General features: G+C 66.7%; 18 protein-coding genes. 2 read left to right on the forward strand and 16 right to left on the reverse strand.

Features of this window, described 5'->3' with window-relative positions:
* Positions 1–60: 60 nt before the first annotated feature.
* The 13 genes from JTE92_RS29745 to JTE92_RS29805 form a co-directional block, all read right to left on the reverse strand.
* Positions 61–804 (reverse strand): ABC transporter ATP-binding protein, encoded by a 744-nt coding sequence (locus JTE92_RS29745; RefSeq protein WP_063240856.1) that lies wholly within the window; start codon positions 802–804, stop codon positions 61–63.
* 17 nt (positions 805–821) lie between these two features.
* Positions 822–2,666 (reverse strand): branched-chain amino acid ABC transporter ATP-binding protein/permease, encoded by a 1,845-nt coding sequence (locus JTE92_RS29750; protein WP_063240855.1) that lies wholly within the window; start codon positions 2,664–2,666, stop codon positions 822–824.
* Between the two features lie 3 nt (positions 2,667–2,669).
* The gene (locus tag JTE92_RS29755; protein ID WP_063240854.1) at positions 2,670–3,722 is read right to left on the reverse strand and encodes a branched-chain amino acid ABC transporter permease; all 1,053 of its coding nucleotides are present in this window, start codon (positions 3,720–3,722) and stop codon (positions 2,670–2,672) included.
* A gap of 215 nt (positions 3,723–3,937) precedes the next feature.
* Positions 3,938–5,086 carry an ABC transporter substrate-binding protein gene (locus JTE92_RS29760; RefSeq protein ID WP_063240853.1) on the reverse strand — a complete coding sequence of 383 codons (1,149 nt, stop codon included), beginning with the start codon at positions 5,084–5,086 and terminating at the stop codon, positions 3,938–3,940.
* A gap of 322 nt (positions 5,087–5,408) precedes the next feature.
* Positions 5,409–6,167: a sulfite exporter TauE/SafE family protein gene (locus JTE92_RS29765; protein ID WP_063240852.1), complete on the reverse strand. Its 759-nt coding sequence runs from the start codon at positions 6,165–6,167 to the stop codon at positions 5,409–5,411.
* Positions 6,168–6,227: 60 nt separating this feature from the next.
* Entirely contained in the window at positions 6,228–6,656 is a 429-nt protein-coding gene (locus JTE92_RS29770) for a hypothetical protein (protein WP_239477825.1), read from the reverse strand.
* 468 nt (positions 6,657–7,124) lie between these two features.
* Positions 7,125–8,171 carry a branched-chain amino acid ABC transporter permease gene (locus JTE92_RS29775; RefSeq protein ID WP_063240850.1) on the reverse strand — a complete coding sequence of 349 codons (1,047 nt, stop codon included), beginning with the start codon at positions 8,169–8,171 and terminating at the stop codon, positions 7,125–7,127.
* Positions 8,171–9,055, reverse strand: coding sequence for a branched-chain amino acid ABC transporter permease (locus JTE92_RS29780; RefSeq protein ID WP_063240849.1), 885 nt, complete (start codon positions 9,053–9,055; stop codon positions 8,171–8,173). Before JTE92_RS29780 ends, JTE92_RS29775 begins: the two co-directional genes overlap by 1 nt.
* A gap of 305 nt (positions 9,056–9,360) precedes the next feature.
* Positions 9,361–10,569, reverse strand: coding sequence for an ABC transporter substrate-binding protein (locus JTE92_RS29785; RefSeq protein ID WP_063240848.1), 1,209 nt, complete (start codon positions 10,567–10,569; stop codon positions 9,361–9,363).
* A 75-nt stretch (positions 10,570–10,644) separates the two neighbouring features.
* Positions 10,645–11,370 carry an ABC transporter ATP-binding protein gene (locus JTE92_RS29790; protein ID WP_204620462.1) on the reverse strand — a complete coding sequence of 242 codons (726 nt, stop codon included), beginning with the start codon at positions 11,368–11,370 and terminating at the stop codon, positions 10,645–10,647.
* Between the two features lie 25 nt (positions 11,371–11,395).
* Entirely contained in the window at positions 11,396–12,172 is a 777-nt protein-coding gene (locus tag JTE92_RS29795; protein WP_116386731.1) for an ABC transporter ATP-binding protein, read from the reverse strand.
* A 361-nt stretch (positions 12,173–12,533) separates the two neighbouring features.
* Positions 12,534–14,198 (reverse strand): GMC family oxidoreductase, encoded by a 1,665-nt coding sequence (locus tag JTE92_RS29800; protein ID WP_063240054.1) that lies wholly within the window; start codon positions 14,196–14,198, stop codon positions 12,534–12,536.
* Between the two features lie 63 nt (positions 14,199–14,261).
* Positions 14,262–15,758, reverse strand: a complete 1,497-nt coding sequence (locus JTE92_RS29805; RefSeq protein WP_371136918.1) for a CoA-acylating methylmalonate-semialdehyde dehydrogenase — start codon at positions 15,756–15,758, stop codon at positions 14,262–14,264.
* A gap of 252 nt (positions 15,759–16,010) precedes the next feature.
* Here JTE92_RS29805 and JTE92_RS29810 point away from each other — a divergent pair, with 252 nt between their 5' ends.
* Complete coding sequence (locus tag JTE92_RS29810) at positions 16,011–16,898, forward strand: LysR family transcriptional regulator (RefSeq protein WP_063240052.1); 888 nt, start codon at positions 16,011–16,013, stop codon at positions 16,896–16,898.
* On the opposite strand, the gene JTE92_RS29815 is transcribed toward JTE92_RS29810, so the two are convergent.
* The 3 genes from JTE92_RS29815 to JTE92_RS29825 form a co-directional block, all read right to left on the reverse strand.
* On the reverse strand, positions 16,895–17,857 hold the full coding sequence (locus JTE92_RS29815) for an alpha/beta hydrolase (RefSeq protein WP_063240051.1): 963 nt from the start codon (positions 17,855–17,857) through the stop codon (positions 16,895–16,897). The two genes, JTE92_RS29810 and JTE92_RS29815, sit on opposite strands and share 4 nt — an antisense overlap.
* A 90-nt stretch (positions 17,858–17,947) precedes the next feature.
* Entirely contained in the window at positions 17,948–18,388 is a 441-nt protein-coding gene (gene cueR / locus JTE92_RS29820; protein WP_063240050.1) for a Cu(I)-responsive transcriptional regulator, read from the reverse strand.
* Positions 18,385–20,868 (reverse strand): heavy metal translocating P-type ATPase, encoded by a 2,484-nt coding sequence (locus JTE92_RS29825; protein ID WP_063240049.1) that lies wholly within the window; start codon positions 20,866–20,868, stop codon positions 18,385–18,387. Before JTE92_RS29825 ends, cueR begins: the two co-directional genes overlap by 4 nt.
* 183 nt (positions 20,869–21,051) lie before the next feature.
* Here JTE92_RS29825 and JTE92_RS29830 point away from each other — a divergent pair, with 183 nt between their 5' ends.
* Positions 21,052–21,252: a heavy-metal-associated domain-containing protein gene (locus JTE92_RS29830; protein WP_063240048.1), complete on the forward strand. Its 201-nt coding sequence runs from the start codon at positions 21,052–21,054 to the stop codon at positions 21,250–21,252.
* The last annotated feature ends 39 nt before the right edge of the window (positions 21,253–21,291 follow it).

Genomic DNA, 21,291 nt, shown 5'->3' on the forward strand with positions numbered 1-21,291 from the left:
AGAAATGAAAAAGGGCTCACCTGGGTGAGCCCTCATTCGTCTGGCTATCATCCTTATGGATTAGGCAGCCTTTTTTGCTAATCCAAGATACGTTTCGATCACCTTCGGGTTCGACGCCAGCTCGCCTGCCGGCCCCTCCATCGACATATCCCCGGTCTCGATCACATAGCCATAGTCTGCCACCTGCAGCGCCGCCCGCGCGTTCTGCTCGATCAGCAGCGTGGCCACGCCGGTCTGGCGCAGGTTGCTGACGATATGAAAGATCTCCTTGACGATCAGCGGCGCCAGCCCGAGGCTGGGCTCGTCCAGCATCAGCAGCTGCGGCTTGGCCATCAGCGCGCGCCCCACCGCCAGCATCTGGCGCTCGCCGCCCGACAGCGTGCCGGCATCCTGGCGCGCACGCTCGCGCAGCCGCGGGAACAGGTCGTAGACCACGTCCATCTGGTCGAGGTAGTTTTTCTCGCCCGCGCGCTTGCGGCGGAACGCGCCGAGCAGCAGGTTATCCTCGACCGTCATCGACGCAAACAGCTCGCGCTTCTCCGGCACCAGGCACATGCCGCGCGCGACGCGGCCCTCCACCGGGATGCCGGCCATGTCGTGGCCAAGATAGCTGACCGCGCCGCTGGCCGAACCATTCACCGGCAGCGCGCCCATGATTGCGTTAAGCATGGTGGACTTGCCGGCGCCGTTCGGGCCGATCACCGTGACGATCTTGCCGGCTTCCACCTTCAGGTTGGCGCCGTGCACCGCTTCCACCTTGCCGTAGCGGACGTGGAGGTCCTTCACTTCCAGAATCGGGCTCATATCGCTTCCTTCTGCCATTACTCCACGCCACCCAGGTAGGCTTCCAGCACCGCCGGGTTCTTCTGCACGTCCTCGGGCACGCCCTCGGCGATGCGCGTGCCGAATTCCATCACCACCAGCCGGTCGGTCAGGTTCATCACGAAGTCCATGTCGTGCTCGACCAGCAGCACGCTCATGCCCTCGCCCCTGAGCTTGCGCAGCAGGTCGGCCAGCGCCTGCTTCTCCTTGTAGCGCAGGCCCGCCGCCGGCTCGTCGAGCAGCAGCAGCGCGGGGTCGCAGCACAGGGCGCGCGCGATCTCCAGGATGCGCTGCTGGCCCAGCGCCAGGCTGCCCGCTTCCATGTACATGCAGTCGGCCAGGCCTACGCGTTCCAGTTGCCGCTTTGCCTCGAACAGCAGCTTCTCTTCCTCGACCTTGTTCATGCGCAGGATCGCCGCCGAGACCCCGCCTTGCGCGCGGAAGTCGCCGCGCAGGTGCGCGCCGATGGCAACGTTCTCCAGCACCGTCATGGTCGGCAGCAGGTGCACATGCTGGAAGGTGCGGCCGATGCCGCGCTTGACGATCTCGCGCGACGGCAGGCCGGAGATCACCTCGCCCCGATAGCGCACCTCGCCACGCGTGACCGGCAGCACGCCCGTCACCAGGTTGAAGGTGGTGGACTTGCCGGCACCGTTGGGGCCGATCAGGCCGATGATCTCGCCCGCACGCACCTGGAAGCTGACATCGTTGACCGCCACCAGCCCGCCGAACTCCTTGCGCGCGGCGCGCACGTCGAGGATCAGCTCGCCCGCCTCGGGCTTGCGGCGCACGGCCAGCGCCTCGGCTTGCGCCGGCGCCAGCACCGCGGGGCCCGACGGAACCAGCCGGCGCAGGAACGGCCAGATGCCGTCGCGCGCATACTGCAGCAGCAGCACCAGCAGCACGCCGAAGACGATGATCTCGAAGTTGCCGTTGGCGCCGAGCAGCTTCGGCAGCACGCCCTGCAGCACGTCCTTCAGGATGGTCAGGATGCCCGCACCCAATACGGCGCCCCACACGTGGCCAACGCCGCCGACCACCGCCATGAACAGGTACTCGATACCGTAGTTCAGGCCGAACGGCGTCGGGTTCACCGCGCGCTGCAGGTGTGCGTAGAGGAAGCCCGACACGCATGCCAGGATCGCCGCCACGACGAAGATCACCACTTTCATCCACGCGGTATTGACGCCCATGGCCTCGGCCATCACGCCGCCGCCCTTGAGCGCGCGGATGGCGCGGCCCGGGCGCGAGTTCAGCAGGTTCTGCATCGCCAGCACGGCCAGCAGCACCACCGCCCAGATCAGGTAGAACATCGAGCGGCCCGATTGCAGCTCGATGCCGAAGAACGACAGCACGGGGATGCCGTTGATGCCGTCATACTTGCCCAGGAACTCCAGGTTGCCGAACACGAAGAACAGCGACAGGCCCCACGCGATGGTCGCCAGCGGCAGGTAGTGTCCGGACATGCGCATGGTGATCAGCCCGATCACATAGGCCGAGGCCACCGTGATCACCAGCCCCACCAGCAGCCCGAACCACGGCGACAGCCCGAACTGCGTGGTCAGGTACGCGGTGCTGTAAGCGCCCAGCCCCACGAACGCCGCCTGCCCGAACGACGTCATGCCGCCCACGCCGGTCAGCAGCACCAGCCCGATCGCGACGATGCTGTACAGGCCGATGTAGTTGCCCAGCGTGATCCAGAATTCCGGCGTCGGCAGCACCGGCAGCAGCGCCAGCACCACGATGAAGGCGAGCACCAGCAGCCGGTTGCGGTTCAGCCGCGTGCGGCTGCCGGCCTCGGCGCCGGTCACGGCCGCCGCTTGCTTGTCGGTCAGCATGGTCATGGCTTATTCCTCCTCCTCGACATGCTTGCTCGTCAGCGAGCGCCACAGCAGCACCGGAATGATCAGTGTGAAGACGATGACCTCCTTGAACGCGCTGGCCCAGAAGGACGAATAGGATTCGAGCAGGCCCACCAGCAGCGCACCCAGTGCTGCGACCGGATAGCTCACCAGCCCGCCGACGATCGCGCCGACAAAGCCCTTCAGGCCCACCAGGAAGCCCGACTCGTAATACACCGTGGTCAGCGGCGCGATCAGGACGCCGCACAGCGCGCCCATTGCCGCGGCCAGCGTGAACGACAGCCGCCCAGCCTGCGTGGTGCCGATGCCGACCAGGCGCGCGCCCAGCCGGTTCACCGCGGTCGCGCGCAGCGCCTTGCCCTGCAGCGTGCGCTCGAAGTAGAAGTACAGCGCGCCGATCAGCAGCGCCGACACACCCACCACCCACAGGCTCTGGCCCGAGACGCTGAGCGCGCCCACCTCGAAGCGCGCCTCCGAAAACGCCGTGGTGCGCGATCCTTCGGCGCCGAACATCACCAGCCCCAGCCCCACCAGCGCAAAGTGCACGCCGACCGAGACGATCAGCAGCACCAGCGTGCTGGCCTCGGCCAGCGGCTGGTAGGCGAGCCGGTACAGCATCGGCCCGAGCGGGATGATGACCAGCAGCGTCAGCGCGATCTGCGCGACCATGGGCAGCGGCTGCGCGCCGTATTGCTGGACCACCCAGTGCACCGCCAGCGGGAACACCAAGTACTTGCCGGCCAGCACCGCCAGCCGCTGGCCCAGCGTGCGCCGCAGCTCGGCGCTGCGCAGCACGGTCACGGTCTCATAGATGAAGGTCAGCGCGCCCATGGCCAGCAGCAGCCAGCTGGTCTGCGGCGCATGCCCGGCCTGCATCGCCGCCAGCGTCAGCGCGCCGTAGGCAACGAACTCCCCTTGCGGGATGAAGATGACGCGCGTCACCGAGAACACCAGCACCAGGGCCAGTGCCAGCAGCGCGTAGATCGCGCCCGAGGTGATGCCGTCCTGCGCCAGGATGGCGGCGATAGATAGGTCCATTGTCTCCCCGTATCGTTGAAATACCTGCCTGCTTCGAAGGGGGCCGACAGGGCGCTGCGCGCGTTGGGATTTACGAAATGGTAAACGGGTTGCTTATTGCAGAAATACTCCGCAACCCTAGGTATTGCCGTGCGAACAGAAAAAAGGCGCATGGCATAACCCATGCGCCCTGCTTCACCTCTGCTTCACTGTCCCCAGGAATTCTGTGCAGCGGCTTATTTCAGCAGTTTCCACTTGCCGTCGACGATCTGCACCATCACGCGTGCGCGCTGGTCGAAGCCGAGGTGGTCGGTGGCGCTCATGTTCATGATGCCGTGCGACACCGGCAGGTTCCTGGTCTGCTCCATGGCGTCGCGCAGCGCCTTGCGGAATTCCTTGGTGCCGGGCTGGCCCTTCTTAAGCGCCTCGGGGATGGCGTGCTGCAGGATCAGGCCCGCATCCCAGGCATGGCCACCGAAGGTCGAGACCTGGCCGCCGAAGGCTTTCTCGTAGGCCGTCTTGTAGGCCATGGCCGGCTTCTTCACCGGGTTGCTGTCGGGCAGTTGTTCCGCTACCAGCAGCGGGCCGGCAGGCAGGAACGTGCCTTCGCAATCCTTGCCGCAGACCCGCAGGAAATCAGCATTGGCAACGCCGTGAGTCTGGTAGACCTTGCCCTTGTAGCCGCGCTCCTTCAGCGTCTTGGCCGGCAGCGCCGCGGGCGTACCCGAGCCTGCGATCAGCACCGCGTCGGCGTTGGCGCTCATCATCTTCAGCACCTGGCCGGTCACTGAAGTATCGGTGCGGGCAAAGCGCTCGTTGGCGACCACCTTGATCTTGCGCATGTCCGCCACCTTGGCGAATTCCTGCGCCCAGCTGTCGCCATAGGCATCCGCGAAGCCGATGAAGGCCACCGTCTTCACGTTATTGTTGCCCATGTGCTCCGCAATCGCGGTGGCCATGTGCGAGTCGTTCTGCGGTGTCTTGAAGACCCAGGCGCGCTTGGCATCCATCGGCTCGATGATGCGGGCCGAGGCGGCCATGGTGATCATCGGCGTATCGTTCTCGGCGACCACGTCGACCATGGCCAGGGAGTTCGGCGTCACGGTGGAACCGACCACCACGTCAACCTTGTCTTCGCTGATCAGCTTGCGGGTGTTCTTGACCGCGGTGGTGGTGTCCGAAGCGTCGTCCAGGACGATGTACTCGATTTTCTTGCCCGCGACTTCCTTCGGCATCAGCGTGAAGGTGTTCTTCTCCGGAATACCCAGCGATGCCGCCGGACCCGTTGCCGACACCGTGACCCCGACCTTGACCTGTGCCTGGGCGGCACCGGCAACCAGGCTGGCCGCCGCGATTGCCAGCAGGCTGGCGCGCTTGAAATCCATCTTGTCTCCTTCGGTTCCTGAAACGGAAAGGCATCCGTCCGGCGTCCACCGGCGGATGCCCATTTTTGCCGACCCCTCGGGTCCACGCAGGCACATCGCCGGCACCTGCGCTACTGCCAGGAACAATGACGCACGTTCCCCATTTCCCGTCCACGCCGAGAACCGCTCGCCGCTGGCGAACCGGCCCCATTTTCCCCGGAACTCCCCGGAATTGGCGCTTCTGTCATTCGCCGACCGTGCGGTCGGGAATGCGAATCGAGTCTATCACAGCGACTTGACGCGAAAAGCAGGATTAACCCGCATCAAGACTGCGCTCAGCCGCTCAGCGCGCAAAGGCATCCCACGCCGTCTTCAGGATCAGCGCGCTCACCACCACGATAAACACCTTGCGCACGAACACGCTGCCATGGCGCAGCGCCAGCCGGCTGCCCACCTGGCTGCCCGCGACATTGGCCACCGCCATCACCAGCCCCAGCTGCCACCAGATATGGCCCTTGCTGGCAAGCAGCAGCAGCGCCGCCAGGTTGGTGGAGAGGTTGACCAGCTTGGTCGACGCCGCGGCATGCAGGAAGTCGTAGCCGAATACGCGCACGAACACGATCATCAGGAAGCTGCCGGTGCCGGGACCGAACACGCCATCGTAGAAGCCGAGCACCGCGCCGGCAAGCAACGCCGCGAGCCGTTCCCGGCCGCCTTTCAGCGTCGGCGCATGCTCCGCGCCCAGGTCCTTCTTGGCCAGCGTATACACCAGCAGTATCACCAGGATGAACGGCAGCGCCTTGCGCATCGGCTCGGCCGGGATCATGGTCAGCGCCCACGCGCCGGCCATCGAGAAGACAAAGGCCGCCACCACAGCCGGCGCGGTCGCGCCCCAGTAGATGCGCACGCTGCGGCCATAGCGCAGCGCGGCGTTGGCGGTGCCGGCGATCGACCCTACCTTGTTGGTCCCCAGCAGCGTTGCCGGCGCCATGCCGGGATAGGCGGAGAACAGCGCCGGGATCTGGACCAGGCCGCCGCCGCCGGCGACCGCGTCGATCATGCCGGCGAGAAAGGCGGCAACCGCCAGGAATGCAAACTCCATCATTGCAGGAACAGGGAAGAAAAACGCGAGGAGGAAAAGACGGGATGCGTCAGCCGCGGCTCAGCCGAGCACCTTGGCCGCCGGCACCAGGCTGCGCAGCCACATGCCGCCGGCATGCGGGGCAAAGCCGGGCGGCGCGCCGCCGTGGGCGCCGGCCAGCGCCGGGGCGAGCAGCGCATGGCGGATGCCATGGGCGCGCCCCCAGTCGGCCAGCGTCGCGCAGCTGGCGTCCAGGCAGGCGCGGGCCATGCCGGCATCAAGGCCGGGGCGTACCCACCATTCCGTGGCCAGGGCGGCGAGACCCGCCAGTTCCAGGCTTGGCACCAGCGCCACCGGCAGGCACGCCAGCACGTCGTCCGACGCTGCGCCATGGGCCAGCAGGCAGATCCCGCGCCCGGACTGCGCCAGCAACTCGTCCAGCATCAGCCGCCGCGCCCTGGCCGCCGGCACCGGCACCGGCTGCACGGCAGCCAGCCAGGCCTCCAGCATGGCGCCATCGGCACTTTGGCCCGCGCGTACCCACACCTGCGGCATGGGCTGCAGCGGTGTGGCGTCGGGAGAACCCGAGTCGCCTGGAAGCGGCGGATCTTGGGAATCGGGGGGATAAGCAGGCATGGCGGGCAACGGAAAGCGCCCGCATTGTCGCATGCGGCGGGGACCGGGGTGATGCCGATCCGGCATGGATGCCCGGAAATGAGGCAAGTACGGCACCGAGGGGAAATCGAGGGCTCACTGCCGTCGTGGGCGAAGCACCAATGAAAAAAGCGTTGCCGAGGATCACCCGGCAACGCCCTTTATTTTATAACGCTGCTACCCGACACCGGGTGCGCGCCTGTCGTCTCCTCGCTTCCGCCTCCATTTAACCTGCGAAAACCGTATGTGGAATGTAACGAAGCGGTGCACTGAGGACAAGCTAGAAAAAACCCTAGCCCCAGAATCGGGCATGTCGACCCACGATCACTCGTGCTTGCGGCCGAACCGGGCCAGCAGTTCGCCCATGATGCCACGGCGGAAGGTCAGCACGCAGATCACGAAGATCACGCCGGTCACCATCGTCACCGACTCGCCCAGCGTGTTGAACCACTGCAGGCCGGTGGCCGAGGCCAGGAAGCTGCCGATGTCGCCCAGCTTGTTCTCCAGCGCCACGATCACAAAGGCGCCGACGATCGGGCCCGACAAGGTGCCCAGGCCGCCCACCAGCGTCATCAGGATCACCGAGCCCGACATCGACCAGTGCACGTCGGTCAGGGTCTCGAAGCCCAGCACCAGCGCCTTGATCGACCCGGCCAGGCCCGACAGCGCCGCCGACAGCACGAAGGCGGTCAGCTTGAAGCGATCGACATCGTAGCCCAGCGAAATCGCCCGCGGCTCGTTCTCCTTGATCGCCTTCAGGATCTGGCCGAACGGCGAATGCACCGTGCGCACGATCAGCGCGAAGGCCGCGACGATGATCACCAGCGCCACGTAGTACAGCGTCAGGTCGTCAGACAACGGCAGCACGCCGAACAGCTTGCCGCGCGGGATGCCCTGCAGCCCGTCCTCGCCGCCGGTGAACGGCGCCTGCAGGCAGATGAAGAACAGCATCTGCGCCAGCGCCAGCGTGATCATCGAGAAGTAGATGCCCTGGCGCCGGATCGCCAGCGAGCCGACCACGTAGCCGATCAGCGCGCCGGTGGCCGTGCCCAGGATCAGCCCGATCTCCGGCGTCACGCCCCAGGCCTTCATGGCATGGCCGGCCGCGTAGCCGGCACCGCCGAAGAAGGCCGCATGGCCGAACGACAGCAGCCCGGTATAGCCGATCAGCAGGTTGAACGCGCACGCAAACAGCGCGAAGCACAGCACTTTGAGCACGAATACCGGATAGGCACCCGCGAGCGGCGCGGCGATCAGCGCCAGCAGCAGCAATCCGTACAACAGTTTCTTCTGCACGCCCTGTCCCTTTCCTGCCTGGCCCGCGTTGGCAGCCACCGCGGGCTGCGTCGATGATGTGGTTGGTGCGCTCATCACTTCTCCTTCCCGAACAGCCCGGCCGGGCGCAGCAGCAGCACGATCACCATGATGAAGAACACCACCGTCGACGATGCTTCAGGATAGAACACCTTGGTCAGGCCCTCGACCACGCCCAGCCCGAGGCCAGTCAGGATCGAGCCCATGATCGAGCCCATGCCGCCGATCACCACCACCGCGAACACGATGATGATCAGGTTCTGGCCCATCAGCGGCGAGATCTGGATCACCGGCGCGGCCAGCACCCCCGCAAACGCCGCCAGCGCCACGCCGAAGCCGTAGGTCAGCGTCACCATCAGCGGCACGTTGACGCCGAAGGCCTCGACCGTCTTGGGGTTCTCGGTGCCGGCGCGCAGGTAGGCGCCCAGCTTGGTCTTCTCGATCACATACCAGGTGGCAAAGCACACGATCAGCGATGCCACCACGACCCAGGCGCGGTAGTTGGGCAGGATCATGAAGCCGAGGTCGGTCGCGCCCTGCAGCACGTCCGGCGTCGAGTACGGCAGCCCTGACACGCCGTAGATCGAGCGGAAGATGCCCTCGATCACCAGCGTGATCCCCAGCGTCAGCAGCAGGCCGTAGATGTGGTCGAGCTTGTAGATCCAGCGCAGCATGGTCTTCTCGATCACCACCCCGATAGCGGCAACGACCAGCGGCGACAGCAGCAGCATGATCCAGTAGTTGAGCCCGGCGTACTCCATGCCCATCCAGGCCAGCACAGCACCCAGCATGAAGAGCGCGCCGTGCGCGAAATTGATGACGTTGAGCAGCCCGAAGATGACGGCAAGGCCCAGGCTCAGCATCGCATAGAAGGCGCCGTTCACCAGCCCCAGCAACAGCTGGGAAAGCATGGCAGGCAGGGGAATTCCGAAGATGTCCATGGGCATCGATTGCTGGTTGTTGGCAGACACTAAGCGGAGCCAACGGTTTTGGGTGCACCAAAGCCGCCCGAGCTAGCCTAAGCAAGGTGTTCTCCCTCTCCCCTCACGGGGAGAGGGTTGGGGTGAGGGGCGGTTTAGCGAGGAACCACATGAAGCGAAGCCTTCGGTTTGTTCCAGCATAGCGGCCTTGGCAGGGCCAATGGTGGTTAGCCCACCGGCCTCAGCCTTTGGCGCTCAAGCCCTCACCCCCTGCCCCTCTCCCGCAAGCGGGAGAGGGGAGCAAACCGTCGCAGTGTCGACGGCTCTTACTTCTTCAACATCGCGCACTTCGACTCGGCCACCGTCGTAAATGCCTGGTCGCCCGGGATGGTTGCCACCACCTTCAGGTAATCCCACGGCTTCTTCGACTCGGCCGCGGTCTTCACCTGCATCAGGTACATGTCGTGGATGCCACGGCCGTCCTGGCGGATATAGCCCTTGGTGTAGAAGTCGTTGATCTTCATCTTCTTCAGCTCGGCCATGACCTTGTCCGGATCGTCGGTCTTGGCGGCTTCCACCGCCTTCAGGTAGGTGCTGGCCGCCGAATAGTCCGCCGCCTGCAGGCTGCTAGGCATCTTCTTCATCTTGCTGAAGAAGCGGTTGGCGAACTTGCGGGTGTCGTCGTTCATGTCCCAGTACCAGCTGTCGGTCATCAGCAGGCCTTCGGTGTTCTTCAGGCCCAGGCTATGGATATCGTTGATGAACATCAGCAGGCCGGCGATCTTCATCGACTTGGTGATGCCGAATTCCTTGGCCGCCTTGATCGCGTTGATGGTGTCGCCACCGGCGTTGGCCAGGCCCAGGATCTGCGCCTTGGACGACTGCGCCTGCAGCAGGAACGACGAGAAGTCCGACGCCGACAGCGGATGGCGCACCTGCCCCGCCACCGTGCCGCCGTTGGCCTTCACCACCGCGGCGGTGTCGCTTTCCAGCGAGTGGCCGAAGGCGTAGTCGGCGGTCAGGAAGAACCACGACTTGCCGCCCTGCTTGACCACCGCGCTGCCGGTGCCCTTGGCCAGCGCCACCGTGTCATAGGCGTAGTGCACCGTGTACGGCGAGCACTCTTCGTTGGTCAGGCGCGCGGTGCCGGCGCCGATGTTGATGTAGACGCGCTTCTTTTCCGAGGCGACCTTGTTCATTGCCAGCGCGGTGCCCGAGTTGGTGCCGCCCAGCAGCATGTCCAGGCCCTGCTGGTCCATCCATTCGCGCGCCTTGGAGGCGGCGATATCCGCCTTGTTCTGGTGGTCGGCGGAAACGATCTCGATGGGCTTGCCCAGTACCTTGCCGCCGTGGTCCTCGATCGCCATCTTGATGGCTTCCAGGCCGCCGGGGCCGTCGATGTCGGCGTACAGGCCCGACATGTCGGTGATATAGCCGATCTTTACGGTGTCGCCGGATACCTGCGCGGCAGCGCCGAACGAAACCGCACCCATGGCAATGGCCGCCATCGCGGCCGCGAGCCGAGTCTTCTTCATCTCTTTGTCTCCTGATTTGCGGCGGCGTGCGCCACCCGTTCCTGCCAAACAGCAATCATCGATCCCGGATCAGGATCAGACCCCGAGCAGTTCGTGCAGCACCGGCATCTTGGCTTCCAGCTCATTGGCCGCGAAGCGTTCGACGATGCTGCCGTGCTCCATCACGTAGAAGCGGTCGGCCAGCGGCGCGGCGAAACGGAAGTTCTGCTCCACCATCACCACCGTGTACCCCTTCTGCTTGAGCATCAGGATCATGCGCGCGAGCGCCTGCACGATCACCGGTGCCAGCCCTTCCGAGATTTCATCGAGCAGCAGCAGGTTCGCGCCGGTGCGCAGGATGCGCCCGACCGCCAGCATCTGCTGCTCGCCGCCGGAAAGACGCGTGCCCTGGCTCTGGCGGCGCTCCTTCAGGTTCGGGAACATCTCGTAGATCTCGGCCTCGCTCATGCCCTGGCTGGTGTCGGCCCCCTTGAGCACCGGCGGCAGCATCAGGTTCTCTTCGCACGACAGGCTGGAGAAAATCGCGCGCTCCTCCGGGCAATAGCCGATGCCATAGTGCGCGATCTTGTGCGTCGGCAGGCCGATGGTCTCGTGGCCATTGACCTTGATCGAGCCCTTGCGCGCGCCGGTCAGGCCCATGATCGCGCGCAGCGTGGTGGTGCGCCCGGCGCCGTTGCGGCCCAGCAGGGTCACCACTTCGCCGCGGTTCACGGTGAGGTCGACGCCGTGCAGGATGTGCGATTCGCCGTACCAGGCCTGCAGGCCCTTGATTGCGAGGGCGGGCGTGTTGTTCGTGCTCATCGTACTCATTTGCTCATCCCCCGCTTCAGTGCGCGCCCTGCAGCTCGGCATCGGCCGTGCCCATGTAGGCTTCCATCACGCGCGGGTCCTTCGACACCTCGGCGTAAGGGCCCTCGGCCAGGATCGCGCCACGCTGCAGCACGGTGATCTTGTCGGCGATCGACGAGACCACGCTCATGTTGTGCTCGACCATCAAAATGGTGCGGCCGGCGGAGACCTTCTTGATCAGCTGCGTGACGCGGTCCACGTCCTCGTGGCCCATGCCCTGCGTGGGCTCGTCGAGCAGCATCAGCTCGGGCTCCATCGCCAGCGTGGTGGCGATCTCCAGCGCGCGCTTGCGCCCGTATGGCAGGTTCACCGTCAGCGTCCGCGCGAACTCGGTCAGCCCCACCTGCTCGAGCAGCTCGATGGCGCGGTCGTTGAGCACATCGAGCGAGCGCTCGCTGCGCCAGAACTGGTACGCCGTGCCGAGTTGCCGCTGCAGCCCGATGCGCACGTTCTCCATCACCGTCAGGTGCGGGAACACGGCCGAGATCTGGAACGAACGGATCACGCCGCGGCGCGCGATCTGCGCGGGCTTTTCGCGGGTGATGTCGATGCCGTTGAATACGATGGTGCCGGTGGTCGGCTCCAGGAACTTGGTGAGCAGGTTGAAGCAAGTGGTCTTGCCTGCGCCGTTGGGGCCGATCAATGCATGGATCGAGCCGCGGCGCACCTGTAGGTTGACGTCGCTCACCGCGGTGAACCCCTTGAACTCCTTGGTGAGGTTCCGCGTTTCCAGGATGGTTTCCTGCTGGTTCATGTCTCCTGCCCGCCCTTCGTTGTACGCCGGGTGATGCCCGGCACTGACTGATGGTCCGAACCGGCCTGTAGGCCCTGTGCCGCGTCCGTCAGGCACGTCCGTGGTCGCGGCGTGCTGCGGTGTCTTTGTCATGGCTGTGCGGGGCGGCTCCCGCCGGAGAACAGGGGCACGCACAATGTGCTGCCCGCGCATCCTCCGAGGCGTCTATTGTGTGCGCCTGTTGCATCGCAAAACATCGGGGTTTGCACTATGAAACATGAACCAAGTGTCAGTTTTTTTGCAGGCGCACATGATCAGCAAACGCCACCTGGCGCCTGCGCGCTTCTGCCCGCGATTCCCCATGCTGCGCAGCCTGCCGCCTTCAGGCGCTTTCCGCCGCGGCGAGTGGCGCCGGCGCCATCACTCCCGCGGCTCCCGCGCCGCGCCGGCGGTCTTCGCGGATCATGTCGCTGGCGCGTTCGGCAATCATGATGGTTGGCGAATTGGTATTGCCCGAGGTGATCAGCGGCATCACCGAGGCATCGACCACACGCAGTCCCTCGATGCCGAACACCCGCAGCCGGTTGTCGACCACCGCCATGCCGTCGTCGCCGCGCCCCATCTTGCAGGTGCCGACGGGATGGAAGATGGTGGTGCCGATGCTGCCGGCGGCTTCGGCCAGCTCTTCGTCGGTCTGGAACGCGGCACCCGGCAGGTATTCCTCGGGCTGGTACGGCGCCAGCGCCGGCGATGCCACGATGCGGCGTGTCAGGCGCAGCGAATCGGCGGCGACACGCCGGTCTTCGTCGGTCGACAGGTAGTTGGGCGCGATCACCGGCGCGTCGCGGAAATCGGCGCTGCGCGCATGCACGCTGCCGCGCGACGTCGGCCGCAGGTTGCAGGCGCTGGCGGTGAAGGCATTGAATGCGTGCAGCGGATCGCCGAACTTGTCGAGCGACAGCGGCTGCACGTGGTACTCCACGTTGGGCCGCGCCTGCGACGGATCCGAGCGCGCGAATGCGCCCAGTTGCGACGGCGCCATGCTCATCGGCCCGCTCTGGTTGAAGGCGTACTCGACACCGATGCACAGCTTGCCCCACAGGCTGGAGGCCCGCGTGTTGAGCGTACGCACGCCGTTGACCTTGACCACGGTGCGCAGCTGCAGGTGGTCCTGCAGGTTTTCGCCCACGCCGGGCAGGGCGTGGCGTACGTCAATGCCGAGTCCGCGCAGCCGTTCCGGCTGGCCGATGCCGGACAGCTCCAGCAGCTGCGGCGTATTGACCGCACCGGCAGAGAGGATGACTTCATGCCGCGCTGCCGCGGCATGCGGCTGCCCGCCGCCAATATATTTCACGCCAGTGCAGCGGCGCCCATCGAAGGTGAGCGCGCTGACTTGCGCGCCGGTGACGATGGTCAGGTTCGGGCGCTCCGACGCGCGCCGCAGGAAGGCCTTGGCGGTGTTCCAGCGGATGCCGCGGCGCTGGTTCACTTCAAAGTAGCCGACGCCGAAGTTGTCGCCCTGGTTGAAGTCCTCGGTACGCGGGATGCCGGCCTGTTCCGCCGCATCGGCAAAGCGCTCGAGGATGTCCCAGCGCAGCCGCTGCGCTTCGACGCGCCACTCGCCATGGGCGCCATGGAATTCGCTCGGGCCGCGGTGGTGGTCTTCGCAGCGTTTGAACAGCGGGAGCACGTTGTCCCATTTCCAGCCGTCGTCACCGGACAGGCGGGCCCAGTCGTCATAGTCTTCGCGCTGGCCGCGCATGTAGATCATGCCGTTGATCGAAGAACATCCGCCCAGCACGCGGCCGCGGGGATAGCCCAGCGAGCGGCCGTTCAGGCCGGCTTCGGCTTCGGTGCGGTAGAGCCAGTCCGTGCGGGGGTTGCCGATGCAGTACAGGTAGCCTACCGGGATGTGGATCCAGTGGTAGTCATCTTTGCCGCCGGCTTCCAGCAGCAGGACGTTGATGTCCGGGTCCTGGGTCAGGCGGTTTGCCAGGACACAGCCGGCTGAGCCGGCGCCAACGATGATGTAGTCGAATGTATCCATGGCTTTCTTGTGGTTGGGATGCGTGCTTTGTGGCCGCAGCAAAAACACAAAGCAATCAAGACCTTACTTGGCCACCGGCATCGTAAACTCTGCCCCCTTGGCAATGGAATCCGGCCACCGCTGCATCACGCTCTTGTAGCGCGTGTAGAACCGCACCCCTTCTTCCCCATAGGCATGGTGGTCCCCAAACAACGACCGCTTCCATCCACCAAATGAATGCCAGGCCATCGGAACAGGGATGGGAACATTAATCCCAACCATACCTATCTGTATCTGCCGGGCAAACGCCCGCGCAATCCCACCGTCGCTGGTATAGCAAGACACCCCATTGCCGAACTCATGCGCATTGATCAGTGCAACGGCTTCGGCAAAGTCATGCACCCGCACCACCGACAGCACCGGCCCGAAAATCTCTTCCTTGTAGATGGTCATGTCGGGCTTCACATGGTCGAACAGCGTGCCGCCGACATAGAACCCGTTCTCATGCCCGTCGACCTTGTGCCCCCGCCCATCGGTCACCAGCGTCGCCCCTTCTTCCACGCCTTTGGCGATATACCCCTCCACCTTGGCCTTGTGCGCCCCGGTCACCAGCGGACCCATTTCGGCGTCCGACTCCATGCCGTTGCGGATCTTCAGCGCACGCGCGCGCTCCGCCAGCCGCGGCACCAGCTTGTCCGCGACGTCACCGACGGCCACGGCAACGGAAATCGCCATGCAGCGCTCGCCAGCCGACCCATAGGCCGCACCGATCAGCGCATCGACCGCCTGGTCGAGATCCGCATCAGGCATCACCACCAGGTGGTTCTTGGCCCCGCCCAGCGCCTGCACCCGCTTGCCGTGCTTCGTCCCTTCCGTATAGATGTACTCGGCAATCGGCGTCGAGCCGACGAACGACAACGCCTGCACGTCCGGATGCGCCAGCAGCGCATCGACTGCTTCCTTGTCCCCCTGCACGACGTTGAACACGCCATCGGGCAAGCCGGCCTGCCGCAGCAGATCGGCAATCAGCAAGCTCGGCGACGGATCCCGCTCCGACGGCTTCAGCACGAAGGTATTGCCGCATGCCAGCGCCACCGGGAACATCCACATCGGCACCATCACCGGGAAGTTGAACGGCGTGATCCCCGCCACCACGCCCAGCGGCTGGCGCAGGTTCCAGTTGTCGATGCCGCCGCCGACGTTGTCGGTGAAATCGGTCTTCAGCAGGTTGGGAATGCCGCAGGCAAACTCCACCACCTCGATGCCGCGCGTGACTTCGCCCTTGGCGTCGGAGAACACCTTGCCATGCTCGCGCGTGATCAGCGCGGCCAGGTCGTCGTGGTGCTGGTCGAGCAGTTCCTTGAACTTGAACAGGATGCGCGCACGGCGCAGCGGCGGGGTCTCGGACCAGGCCGGAAAGGCGGCCTTGGCGGCGGCCACCGCGTCGGCAACGTCCTGCGTGGTGCCGAGCGCCACGCGCGCGGCAACTTCGCCGATCGCAGGGTTAAAGATATCGGCCAGGCGTTGCGACGCGCCACGCGTCTGCCGGCCCCCGATGAAATGTCCAACGGTAGTTTGCACAGCGCTGGCTTCTGCAAGGATGTCTTCCACTTCCACTCCTGCTTGATACTGGATATCGAGGATCGGCCCCCATCATTGCGCGCGGTAATAACATCGCCGCAACATCGTCTGCCGCGCATGGCGCAGACGGGCCGTGATGAGCGCAAGCTTGGTGCAGTTGCACCGCCCCGTCCAATGATTTATCGTCAAGCGCAATATAAGCCGCGCTAAATATTGCGCCGCACCACCGGCCATCGAACCGCCCCCATTGCCTTGGACCTCCACCACCTGCGCGCATTCGTCGCCGTCGCCCGCGAGGGCAACCTCACCCGCGCCGCGCAGCGGCTGCACCTGACGCAGCCCGCGGTCAGCCTGCAGCTCAAGGCGCTGCAGTCGGCGTGGCATATCAAGCTGTTCGAACGCACCGCCGCCGGCCTGACACTGACCGCGGACGGCGCCGCGTTGCTGCCGCTGGCCGAACGCATCCTCGACGGCGTCGGCGACCTGCAGCACACCGTCAATGCCATGCATCACACGGTGCGCGGGCGCCTGGCGATCGGCACCATCCTCGACCCGGAATTCACGCGGCTGGGACCGATGCTGCGCACGCTGGTCGAGCGCCATCCGCAGATCGGCACGGAACTGCGCCATGGCATGTCAGGCTGGGTGCTGCAACAGGTACGCAGTGGCGCGCTCGATGTCGGCTTCTACCTCGGCCAGCCGCCCGACGCGAGCTTCCATGCGCTCACGCTGACGCCCTTCTCTTACTACGTGGTGGCGCCCAAGGGCTGGAAGGAGCGCACCGCGCTGCGCTCATGGGCGCAGCTGGCGACACTGCCGTGGATCTGGACGCCGCCCGAGTCGGCGCATAACCGCCTGCTGTGCGAGCGCTTCGCGCAGGCGGGCGTCGACGCGGCCGGCGTACCCAAGGTGGCGCACGTGGACCAGGAAGCGTCGATGCTGGATTTGGTCCGGTCCGGCGTGGGACTGTCGCTGGTGCGCGATTCGATTGCGCTGCGCGAGTCGCATGCGCACGGACTGGCGATCGTCGAGGGCATGTCGGTGCAGACTGAGCTGACGCTGGTGTGCCTGGCAACGCGCCGCGACGACCCGGTGGTGGCCGCGGTGTTCGGCGTGGCGGAGTCGGTGTTCCGGACTTAGGCCGGTGGCGGCCTGGCGGTTGCAGAAGGTTGCAGGTGCCGCTGCAGCCAGTCGCTCAGCGCCGCGAACACTTCGCCACGCAGCGGCTGCGCTTCATTGAAGATCTCGTGGTAGCCGTGCGGATACCAGACCTCGTCGCGCAGGTCGGCCGGCGCATTGTCGAAGAAGCTGCGGCTGCCAGCCGGATCGACCACGCGGTCGGCGCCGCCGACCAGCATCAGCATCGGCGCCTCCAGCCGCGCGGCATCGGCCTGTGCCTGCGCCATGCCGCGGATAAAGCTCTCCAGCACGCTGGCGGTGATGGTGGTCTGCACCAGCGGGTCGGCGCGGTAGGCCGCCACCACGGCCGGGTCGTGCGACAGGTGCCGCGCGTCGATCGGGTTGGGCACGCGCAGGCGCGGCGCCAGCGTCAGCAGCACGCGGTGCAGCGCCAGCACCGGCTGCGCCAGCCGCAGCGCCAGCGCGGGAGATGACAGCACCAGCGCGCGCACCGGGCGCACGCGCGCGGTGGCAAAGCGCGCCGCGATCAGCCCACCCATGCTGTGGCCGAGCAGGATCGGCAGTTCGTTCCAGCCATGCAGCGCGGCATCGTAGATCTCGGCCAGGTCCTCCAGATAGATGTCGGGATGATCGGCCACCATGCGCGCACCGCCGCTGGCGCCGTGGCCGCGCAGGTCGAATGCGCGCACGCGCAATCCCGATCCGCACAGCAGGTCGGCAACGTGCTGGTAGCGCCCGGCATGTTCGGCAAGCCCGTGCACCAGCAGCACCGAGCCAAGCGGTTCCGCAAAGCGGCCGGGATCGGGGAGCCAGGTGCGCAGCAACAGTTCGGTGCCGTCGCGCATGCGCTGGCGGCTTGGCACGGGTGCGTGCGCAATGGCGGGGCCAGGGGCTGTAGCGGTGCCTGCGGCCTCGGCAGCGCCAGCGGAAGCCGGATCGTCCGTCATCGGTTGTGCCATGCGCTACGGTCTCCTCTGCGGCCGGACCGGCGTGTGCGCCGGCATTGTTCTTTGTCTTGCTGCGTGACTGCACCAAACGCCAAAAGGCGATCAGTGACAGCCCTGTTCTTCCCGCGCCGCGTGGCACGCGTCGCCAGTGCCAGGCACATCCGCGATATCGGCCAGGATCGGGCAATCCGGCCGCTCGTCGCCGCTGCAATGCTGCGCCAGCTGCCGCAACGTATCGCGCATCGCCGCCAGTTCAGCGATGCGCTGCTCCAGGTCGGCCACATGCCTCAGCGTCAGCGCCTTGACGTCGGCGCTGGCGCGGCCGCGGTCGCGCCACAGCGACAGCAGGTCGCGGATCTCGTCGAGCGAGAAGCCCAGATTACGGGCGCGCCGCACGAAGCGCAAGGTATGCACCGCGCGTTCGTCATAGCGCCGGTAGCCGCCCTCGGTGCGCGGCGGTGTCTCCACCAGCCCGATCGATTCGTAGTGCCGGATCATCTTGGCCGACACGCCCGACGCTTGCGCCGCTTCGCCGATATTCATCGCTTGCCTCTCTGTGCCGTGGCTGCCGTTCTGGACTGCGGGTGCCAGCGCCGCAGCAGCAAGGCGTTGCCGACCACGCTGACGCTGGAGAAGGCCATCGCCGCGCCCGCCACCACCGGGTTCAGCAGCCCCGCCGCCGCCAGCGGGATGCCGACCACGTTGTAGAAGAATGCCCAGAACAGGTTCTGCCGGATCTTGCGCACGGTGCGGTGCGAGACCGCCAGCGCATCGGCCACCAGCGCCGGGTCGCCGCGCATCAGCGTGATGCCGGCGGCGTGCATGGCCACGTCGGTGCCGGTCGACATGGCGATGCCGACATCGGCCGCCGCCAGCGCCGGCGCATCGTTGATGCCGTCGCCCACCATCGCCACGACCGCACCGCCCTGGCCCAGCGCCTGCACGCGCGCGGCCTTGTCCTCGGGCAGCACCTCGGCCTGCACCTCGTCGAGGCCGAGCTCGCGCGCCACCCGCGCCGCCGCGCCGGCGTTGTCGCCGGTCAGCATCACGGTGCGCACGCCCGCCGCGCGCAGCCGGGCGATCGCCTCGGGCGCGCCCGGCTTGATCGCATCGCCAAACGCAACCAACCCGACGACGCGCGGCGGCGTGGTCTCGACCAGCCACGACACGGTGCGCCCTTCGTCGCGCAGACGCTGCGCCACCGGTGCCAGCGTACCCGCTTCAGCAGCGAGCGACTCGCGCAGGCGTTCGCTGCCGAGCTGCAGCGCCTGGCCGTCGACCACGCCGGCGATGCCGCGGCCCGGCAGCGCCTGGACGTGCTCGGCCCTGGGCACGGCGATGCCGCGCGCCTGCGCCGCGGCCAGCACCGCGCGCGCCAGCGGGTGCTCGCTGCCGGCCTGCAGCGCGGCCAGACGCGCCAGCAGCGTGCCGCCGTCGGCGTCGGAAGCATCGGCAGCATGCAGCGCCACCACCTCGGGCTTGCCGACCGTCAGCGTGCCGGTCTTGTCGAACGCCACCACGCTGACGCGATGCGCCACTTCCAGCGCCTCGGCGTCCTTGATCAGGATGCCGGCACGCGCCCCCGCGCCGGTGCCCGCCATGATCGCGGTGGGCGTGGCCAGCCCCAGCGCGCACGGGCAGGCGATCACCAGCACCGCCACCGCATTGAGCAGCGCCGCTTCCCAGTTTCCGCCCAGCAGGCCCCAGCCCAGCACCGTCGCCAGCGCGATCACCAGCACCACCGGCACGAACACCGCGCTGACCTGGTCCACCATGCGCTGGATCGGCGCCTTGGCCGCCTGCGCATGCTCGACCATGCGGATGATGCGCGCCAGCACGGTCTCGGCGCCAACGGCAACGGTGCGCGCCACCAGCAGCCCTTCGAAGTTGATCGCGCCGCCGGTCAGCCGGTCGCCCGGCTTCTTGGGCACCGGCACGCTCTCGCCGGTCAGCATCGATTCGTCCGCATGGCTGCTGCCTTCGATCACCTCGGCATCGACCGGGATGCGCTCTCCCGGGCGCACCACCACCTCGTCGCCGACGCGCACCGAAGCCAGCGGCACGCTGGCTTCCTGGCCGCCGCGGCGCACGCGCGCGGTATCGGGGCGCAATGCCGCCAGCGCGCGGATGGCCTCGGCGGTCTGGCGCTTGGCGCGCGTCTCCAGCCACTTGCCGAGCCGCACCAGCGTGATCACCACCGCCGCGCTTTCGAAGTACAGGTGCGGCATGGCATCGGCAGGCGTGCGCCACATCAGCCACAGCGACAGACCGTACGCCGCGGTCGTGCCCAGCGCCACCAGCAGGTCCATATTGCCGGCGCCCGCACGTACCGCCTTCCAGCCAGCCTTGTAGAAGCGCCAGCCGAACACGAACTGCACCGGCGTCGCCAGCAGCCACTGCACCCAGGCCGGCAGCATCCAGTGCACGCCGAACCATGCCAGCACCATCGGCGCGACCAGCGGCAGCGACAGCGCGGCCGCGATCGCCACCGGCCAGGGGCCGTCCCAGAACGCAGGCGTGCGTGTGGCTTGCGCCGGTGCCGCTGCGCCACCACCAGCCGCCGGCGTGGCGCCATAGCCCGCGCGTGCCACGGCGGCAGCCAGCGCGGCATCATCGGCGGTGCCGCGCAGCACCGTGACCGTGGCGCGTTCGGTGGCCAGGTTGACCTGCGCCTGCACCACACCCGGCACCGCGCGCAGCGCCTTTTCCACGCGCGCCACGCACGACGCGCAGGTCATGTCGGTGACTTGCAGTTCGACGCTGTCCTGCGGCACCGCATAGCCGGCATCGGCCACGGCGCGCGCGGCGGCCGGCAGCACGGCAGCGGAGTCGGCATGCAGGGTGGCGGCCTCGGTGGCAAGGTTGACGGCCACGTCGTGTACGCCCGGCACACGCGCCAGCGCGTTCTCCACGCGGCGCACGCACGAGGCACAGGTCATGCCCTCGACCGGCAGGCGCCATTCGGGCGTGTCATCCAAGGGCTTGGCGGGTTGCGGGGCGAGCACAGCGCTGGAACTTGTCATGGTCCTGGATCATCCACAGTGTCGATATCAGCATCATGGACCTTACCATCATGGGAAGGTCAAGGGCGGAGCCGCATGTCTTCTGCGCCACTTCAAAATCCCCTTGCGCTTCCCACCATGGCAAGGTTCACACTATGTCTGTCGCGGCCGTGCCGCCATTCAACCCTTCAGGAGGTTTCCAGCATGATCCAGTTCCAGGTCGAAGGCATGTCCTGCAACCATTGCGTCGGCGCCATCACGCGTGCCGTGCAGGCGGTTGACCCGGCTGCCAAGGTCAGCGCCGACGTACCGACCCAGGCCGTGCGCGTGGACAGCGGCGCCGACACGCAGGCATTGCGGCACGCGATCGAAGACGCTGGCTATCCGGTCAAGTCGGTGTCGTAGGCGGCAGGCTTGCAGCAAAAAGGGACGCCCCCGGGCGTC

Origin of the sequence: Cupriavidus oxalaticus, from assembly GCF_016894385.1 — a bacterium.
In the GTDB taxonomy this organism is placed as follows: domain Bacteria; phylum Pseudomonadota; class Gammaproteobacteria; order Burkholderiales; family Burkholderiaceae; genus Cupriavidus; species Cupriavidus oxalaticus.

What these genes read in the sequence shown, in the direction of transcription:
- JTE92_RS29745 (WP_063240856.1), bottom strand. Translation starts at nt 804, where the DNA reads ATGAGCCCGATTCTGGAAGTGAAGGACCTCCACGTCCGCTACGGCAAG.
- JTE92_RS29750 (WP_063240855.1), bottom strand. Translation starts at nt 2,666, where the DNA reads ATGACCATGCTGACCGACAAGCAAGCGGCGGCCGTGACCGGCGCCGAG.
- JTE92_RS29755 (WP_063240854.1), bottom strand. Translation starts at nt 3,722, where the DNA reads ATGGACCTATCTATCGCCGCCATCCTGGCGCAGGACGGCATCACCTCG.
- JTE92_RS29760 (WP_063240853.1), bottom strand. Translation starts at nt 5,086, where the DNA reads ATGGATTTCAAGCGCGCCAGCCTGCTGGCAATCGCGGCGGCCAGCCTG.
- JTE92_RS29765 (WP_063240852.1), bottom strand. Translation starts at nt 6,167, where the DNA reads ATGGAGTTTGCATTCCTGGCGGTTGCCGCCTTTCTCGCCGGCATGATC.
- JTE92_RS29770 (WP_239477825.1), bottom strand. Translation starts at nt 6,656, where the DNA reads ATGCTGGAGGCCTGGCTGGCTGCCGTGCAGCCGGTGCCGGTGCCGGCG.
- JTE92_RS29775 (WP_063240850.1), bottom strand. Translation starts at nt 8,171, where the DNA reads ATGAGCGCACCAACCACATCATCGACGCAGCCCGCGGTGGCTGCCAAC.
- JTE92_RS29780 (WP_063240849.1), bottom strand. Translation starts at nt 9,055, where the DNA reads ATGGACATCTTCGGAATTCCCCTGCCTGCCATGCTTTCCCAGCTGTTG.
- JTE92_RS29785 (WP_063240848.1), bottom strand. Translation starts at nt 10,569, where the DNA reads ATGAAGAAGACTCGGCTCGCGGCCGCGATGGCGGCCATTGCCATGGGT.
- JTE92_RS29790 (WP_204620462.1), bottom strand. Translation starts at nt 11,370, where the DNA reads ATGAGCACGAACAACACGCCCGCCCTCGCAATCAAGGGCCTGCAGGCC.
- JTE92_RS29795 (WP_116386731.1), bottom strand. Translation starts at nt 12,172, where the DNA reads ATGAACCAGCAGGAAACCATCCTGGAAACGCGGAACCTCACCAAGGAG.
- JTE92_RS29800 (WP_063240054.1), bottom strand. Translation starts at nt 14,198, where the DNA reads ATGGATACATTCGACTACATCATCGTTGGCGCCGGCTCAGCCGGCTGT.
- JTE92_RS29815 (WP_063240051.1), bottom strand. Translation starts at nt 17,857, where the DNA reads ATGGCACAACCGATGACGGACGATCCGGCTTCCGCTGGCGCTGCCGAG.
- cueR (WP_063240050.1), bottom strand. Translation starts at nt 18,388, where the DNA reads ATGAATATCGGCGAAGCGGCGCAAGCGTCGGGCGTGTCGGCCAAGATG.
- JTE92_RS29825 (WP_063240049.1), bottom strand. Translation starts at nt 20,868, where the DNA reads ATGACAAGTTCCAGCGCTGTGCTCGCCCCGCAACCCGCCAAGCCCTTG.
- JTE92_RS29830 (WP_063240048.1), top strand. Translation starts at nt 21,052, where the DNA reads ATGATCCAGTTCCAGGTCGAAGGCATGTCCTGCAACCATTGCGTCGGC.